At 62.0% G+C, this 6,103-nt stretch carries 3 protein-coding genes; 2 read left to right on the top strand and 1 reads right to left on the bottom strand.

The window, feature by feature from the left end:
* The first annotated feature begins 13 nt into the window (after nt 1-13).
* Nucleotides 14-5,116 carry an S-layer family protein gene (locus K0F88_RS32845; protein ID WP_219097695.1) on the top strand — a complete coding sequence of 1,701 codons (5,103 nt, stop codon included), beginning with the start codon at nt 14-16 and terminating at the stop codon, nt 5,114-5,116.
* A 31-nt stretch (nt 5,117-5,147) separates the two neighbouring features.
* Here K0F88_RS32845 and K0F88_RS33095 read toward each other — a convergent pair whose 3' ends face one another.
* A complete protein-coding gene (locus K0F88_RS33095) occupies nt 5,148-5,798 on the bottom strand; it encodes a hypothetical protein (protein ID WP_374039764.1) in 651 nt (216 codons plus the stop codon).
* Here K0F88_RS33095 and K0F88_RS33090 point away from each other — a divergent pair.
* Complete coding sequence (locus tag K0F88_RS33090) at nt 5,766-6,041, top strand: hypothetical protein (RefSeq protein WP_374039763.1); 276 nt, start codon at nt 5,766-5,768, stop codon at nt 6,039-6,041. The two genes, K0F88_RS33095 and K0F88_RS33090, sit on opposite strands and share 33 nt — an antisense overlap.
* Nucleotides 6,042-6,103 lie beyond the last annotated feature (62 nt).

Genomic DNA, 6,103 nt, shown 5'->3' with positions numbered 1-6,103 from the left:
ACCGGCCGGCGGGGTGAAAATCACCAACCTCAGCGCCGGTGCCTTGAACGGCACCAGCACTGATGCGGTGAACGGCTCGCAGTTGTTCGCCACCAACCAAACCGTCGATAGCCTCGTCAACAATGGCGCGGGCATCAAGTACTTTCACAGCAACTCGATCCTTGCCGACAGCACTGCGACCGGCGTCGACAGCGTGGCCATCGGTCCAACGGCGAGTGCGACCGTGGCCAATGGTGTGGCGCTCGGCTCGAACTCATCGGCCACAGGCGCCACGCTGGCTAACGCGGCTTATGGTGTCGGTGGTGCGGCGACGGGGGGCGAAGTCAACATCGCCAATGGAGCAGATGGCCGTCGCCTTACAGGACTGGCCGCAGGCTTTAGCGCGACGGATGCCGTCAATGTCAGCCAACTGAATAAAGTGGGGCAGGACACGGCGACGGCCCTGGGCGGCGGCGCTGCACTTGATGCGACCGCGGGCACATGGACGGCACCGAGCTATTCCACCAACAGCATCAGCGTCAACGGCACCAACACCGGCCCGTTGACCAGCAACAACGTTGGCGCGGCACTGAGCAATCTCAATACCAGCCTGACCAACACCGCCGCCGTCGCCGTGAAATACGACGACGCCAACACCAAAACCCAAGTGACCTTCAACCCGGCAGGAACCGCAGTCAAGTTGACCAATATCGCGGCCGGTGCCTTGAACGCCACCAGCACCGACGCAGTGAACGGCTCGCAGTTGTTCGCGACCAACCAGACGGTCGATAGCCTCGTCAACAACGGCGCCGGCATCAAGTATTTCCACAGCAACTCGGTCCTCGCCGACAGCACCGCCACGGGCACTGACAGCGTGGCGGTCGGCCCGGCCGCCAGCTCGACGGCAACCAATGCGGTGGCCATCGGCAATGGTGCCGTGGCTAGCGTGGCAAACTCCCTCGCGCTGGGTAATGGCGCAACGACTGCCGCGGCGACTGCCACCCCAACGGGTGTGGTTAATGGCACGACTTACACTTATGCCGGTACCACACCGGTGGGCGTGTTGAGCGTGGGCAGTGTCGGTAACGAACGTCAGATCACCAATGTAGCGGCTGGCCAGGTCACTGCTGCTAGCACCGACGCGATCAACGGCAGCCAACTCTTTGCCACCAATACAGCAATCGATGCTGTCGGCACCCAAACCACAACGTTGGGCAACACCTCGGCCAGCACCCTGGGTGGCGGCGCCACTTACTCTGCGGCCACAGGTGTTACTGGCTTCAGTCAGCCGATCAACGCAATCAGCACCACCGGGGCGGTAGGGGCTACCACTGCGCAAACCAGCGTTGCCGGTGCCTTGTCGGCGCTGAACACCGACACGGTCAACACCGCCAACATCGCGGTGAAATACGATGCGGTCGGCGGCAACGCCATCACCCTGGGGGCGACCGGTGGTGCAGGTGCACCGGCCGGCGGGGTGAAAATCACCAACCTCAGCGCCGGTGCCTTGAACGCCACCAGCACCGACGCAGTGAACGGCTCGCAGTTGTTCGCGACCAACCAAACCGTCGATGGGCTCGTCAACAATGGCGCGGGCATCAAATACTTCCACGCCAACTCGACCCTGGCGGACAGTACTGCCACGGGCACTGACAGCATGGCGGTCGGCCCGGCGGCCAGCTCGACGGCAACCAATGCAGTGGCCATCGGCAATGGCGCTGTGTCCAGCGTTGCAAATTCGGTGGCCTTGGGCAGTAGCGCAACGACTGCGGCAGCGACGGCCACCCCAACGGGCGTAGTTAATGGCACGACTTACTCTTACGCAGGCTCTGCTCCAATCGGCGTATTGAGCGTGGGCAGTGTCGGTAACGAACGTCAGATCACCAACGTAGCGGCTGGCCAAGTCACTTCCACCAGCACCGACGCAATCAACGGCAGCCAACTCTTTGCCACCAATACGGCAGTCGATGCTGTCGGCACCCGAACCACAACGTTGGGCAACACCTCGGCCAGCACCCTGGGCGGCGGTGCCACTTACTCGCCGACCACGGGCCTGACGGGCTTCAGTCTGCCGATCAACGCGATCAGCACCACCGGTGCGGTAGGTGCAGCCACTGCGCAAACCAGCGTAGCGGGGGCGTTGACAGCGCTGAACACCGACACGGTCAACACCGCCAACATCGCGGTGAAATACGATGCGGTCGGCGGCAACGCCATCACCCTGGGGGCGACCGGTGGTGCAGGTGCACCGGCCGGCGGGGTGAAAATCACCAACCTCAGCGCCGGTGCCTTGAACGCCACCAGCACCGACGCAGTGAACGGCTCGCAGTTGTTCGCGACCAACCAAACCGTCGATAGACTCGTCAACAACGGCGCCGGCATCAAGTATTTCCACAGCAATTCGGTCCTCGCTGACAGCAGCGCAACCGGCCTCGACAGCGTGGCCGTCGGTCCAGCCGCAAGTGCAACGGTGGCCAACGGGGTGGCACTCGGCTCGAACTCATCGGCCACTGGCGCAACCCTGGCTAACGCGGCTTATGGCGTTGGTGGCACGGCGACAGGAGGCGAAGTGAACATCGCCAACGGCGCCAACGGCCGTCGCCTTACCGGCCTTGCCGCCGGTTCCAGCGCGACAGATGCCGTCAACGTCGGCCAACTCAATAAAGTGGGGCAAGATACGGCCACCGCCCTGGGCGGGGGAGCGGCAGTCGATGCAACCACAGGGACATGGACGGCACCGAGCTATTCCACCAACAGCATCGGCGTCAACGGCACTAACACCGGTCCATCGGCCAGCAACAACGTTGGCGCGGCACTGACCAATCTCAATACCAGCCTGACCAACACCGCCGCCGTCGCCGTGAAATACGACGACGCCAGCACCAAGACTCAAGTGACCTTCAACCCGGCAGGTACCGCGGTCAAGTTGACCAACGTCGCGGCCGGTGCCTTGAACGGCACCAGCACAGACGCAGTGAATGGCTCGCAGCTTTTTGCGACCAACCAAAGCGTCGATAACATCGTCAACAACGGCACCGGCATCAAGTATTTCCACAGTAACTCGGTTCTCACCGACAGCAGCGCAAGCGGCCTGGACAGCGTCGCCATCGGCCCCGCGTCCATCGCCGCAGGGGCCAATTCGTTTGCCGCTGGCTCGGGCGCCAATGCGGCCGCTGATGGTGGTGTGGCACTGGGGCGTCAGAGTCAGGTTCAGGTAGCGGGTGGTATCGCACTGGGCGAAGGCTCGGTTGCGGACCGTGCCCTGGCACCGGCTACCGGTACCATCCCGGTCGGCAGCGGGGCGATCATTTATGACACCTCGGATGCCACCTTGCTCGGCTCGGTGTCGGTGGGCAAGGCCGGTAGCTACCGGCAGATCACCAACGTGGCGGATGCCACCGAAGCCCATGATGCGGTGAACCTGCGTCAATTGACCGGAGCGATGGGCTCCTTGAGTTCGACCGGCACCCGCTATTTCCACGCCAACTCGACGAACCCTTCGGACTCACTCGCCAGCGGTGCCGAGTCGGTTGCGGTCGGTCCGGCCACCGTGGTCAACGGTGACAACGGTGTGGGTATCGGTAATCAGGCCACTGTCGGTCTGGCCGCTGCCGGTGGCATTGCCATCGGTCGAAACACCCAGGTGTTGCAGGCTTCCGGTATCGCCATGGGCAGCGCAGCCCAGGCATCGGCTGAGCAATCGGTTGCGTTGGGTGCCGGTGCCAATGCCAGTCATGCCATGAGTGTGGCGCTTGGCTCGAGCTCGGTGACCACGGTCGGCGCCGAGACGAATTACAGCGCCTATCGATTGGCGGCACCGCAGACGTCGGTCGGCGAGATCGGCTTTGGCACGGCGCAGGGCAATCGCAAGCTCACCGGGGTGGCGGCAGGCACCCAGGACAACGACGCGGTCAACGTTGCCCAACTGAAGTGGGTCGGTGATCAAGTGGATCAAAACACTACGGACATCACGAGCCTGGGCGGTCGGGTCGGTGGCCTCGAGAACCTTATCGGCTCTGGAGGTGGCATCAAGTATTTGCACGTCAACTCCACCAATGCCGACTCCTCGGCCACCGGTACTGACGCGATGGCCTTGGGTCCTAAAGCCCAGGCGTCGGGTAACAGCTCGGTAGCGGTGGGTAACGACGCCAAGGCTTCCGCTGACGGCAGTGTGGCATTGGGCAGCGGCTCCAGCGATGAAGGCCGTGGTGCGGAGACTTACAACGGCAAGTATTCGGGGGCGAACAACCAGACCGCGGGCACGGTGTCGGTGGGCAATGCCGCGACCGGCGCAACCCGCACGGTCAGCAACGTTGCCGATGGCAAGGACGCCAACGATGCGGTCAACGTGCGCCAACTCGATGGTGCAGTCGCCGAGTCCAAGCAATACACCGATGTCTCGATCGCCAATCTCGGTGGCAATGCAGCCCAGCAAGCCGGCCGCATCAGCACCGTCGAGGGCGATGTCGCCAACTTCAAGAACGGCACCGATGGCATGTTCCAGGTGAACAACAGCAGCGCAGCAGCCAAGCCGAAAGCCACAGGCGTGGATTCGATAGCCGGGGGTACGGGGGCGGTGGCGTCGGGCAAAAACAGCGCGGCGGTCGGCACCAGGTCGCAGGCCACCGGGGAAAACTCGGTCGCTTTGGGCAACGGGGCGAAGGCTTCGGCCAGGAACGCTACGGCATTGGGTGCCAATTCGGTGGCTGATCGCGAGAACAGCGTATCGGTGGGCAATGTGGGAAATGAGCGCCAGATCACCAACGTGGCTGCGGGTACCAGCGGTACGGACGCGGTGAACTACGACCAGTTGACCAAGAGCGTGGCGGGCATTACCGACAGCGCCAATGCCTACACCGATCAGCGTTACTCGGAACTGAAAAATGACATCAAGAAGCAGGACGACATTCTCAGCGCGGGGATTGCCGGTGCCATGGCAATGGCCAGCATGCCGCAATCGTATTCACCGGGTGCAAGCATGACGACGGTGGCTGCCGGTACCTATCGCGGTCAAGCGTCGGTTGCCTTTGGTGTTTCACATTTGTCCGGCAATGGGCGTTGGCTGACCAAGTTGCAGGGATCCACCGACTCGCAGCGCCAGGTGGGAGTGGCCGTGGGGGTTGGTTATCAGTGGTGATGGCAGTTTTTGATACGTCTCTATCCGACTTTTACTCAGGCAAAAAACCATGAACATAAAAACAGTTTTCGTCACCACACTGATCACTTTGTTGGCACTGGCCGGTTATGACAAATTCCTCGTCAACAAATCGGTGGACGTCCCGCGCAACTGGCTCAGCATCCCCGCTTTGCCGGTGATTCACGATGCGATATTCGAGTTGTCGCCGATGTTCAACGGGCAGCGCAATGCGCCGGCGATGGAGCAGCTTTGCGCGTTGGCCAGAGGCGAAGCGAAACAGGAGCAGGTCAACGCCTTCCTCAAGCAGGCAGGAGTTGACGCAGCGAAGTTGCCGAAACAAGGGAGCCAGTTTTCGTTGTTTATCAATGGCAACCAAGCAGGGCAAGCCACGGCCTGTGCGGCGTATCTGGCAACGACCGTATTGTCGCCGGTCAATGTGGCCGAGTTCATGCGCCCCGTCACGACACCGGCCACCGATGGGCAGCCGGAGAAATCGTCGCTGCAGGTTGATAACGCGTTGTTGGCCACGTCGCTGTCGATCAAGTTGGCGGAAGCGCGGGCCAATGCCGATGTGTTTGCCTTGATCGCCGCAGAGTTGCAACGCAGTCCCGGTTTGACGATACCGCAATACCGTGAGCGAGCCGGGCAGTTGTTTGCCCGCCTGGCACCGACTTACCTGCAACGCATCAAGGATCAACTGCCGCCCGCGGACACGCAGTACAAGCTGTTGCAGATGGATGAAAGTCGCTTTCTCTTCAGCAGCTCCGTAGGCAGCGTATTCGAGTTTGGCAGCAGCGGTCTGATCCTGAATCTGGGCGGCATCACCTGGTATGGCGAAGGCAAACTGTTGGGAAAGGATTACCCACTTCAGGTGGGTTACTTTTCACCGACGGTCAACGGGTTGCTGGCACCGCCTCAATCCTGATGCTCGACCCCATGACATCGTGATCGCGCAGAGTGACGAAGACAGCGTCTGAATTTCACCCG

It is taken from the genome of Pseudomonas sp. UMAB-40 (assembly GCF_900095275.1).
Taxonomy (GTDB): Bacteria; Pseudomonadota; Gammaproteobacteria; order Pseudomonadales; family Pseudomonadaceae; genus Aquipseudomonas; species Aquipseudomonas mandelii_B.
The sequence above is the reverse complement of the archived record's forward strand: the minus strand, read 5'-3'. Positions and strand labels throughout refer to the sequence as shown.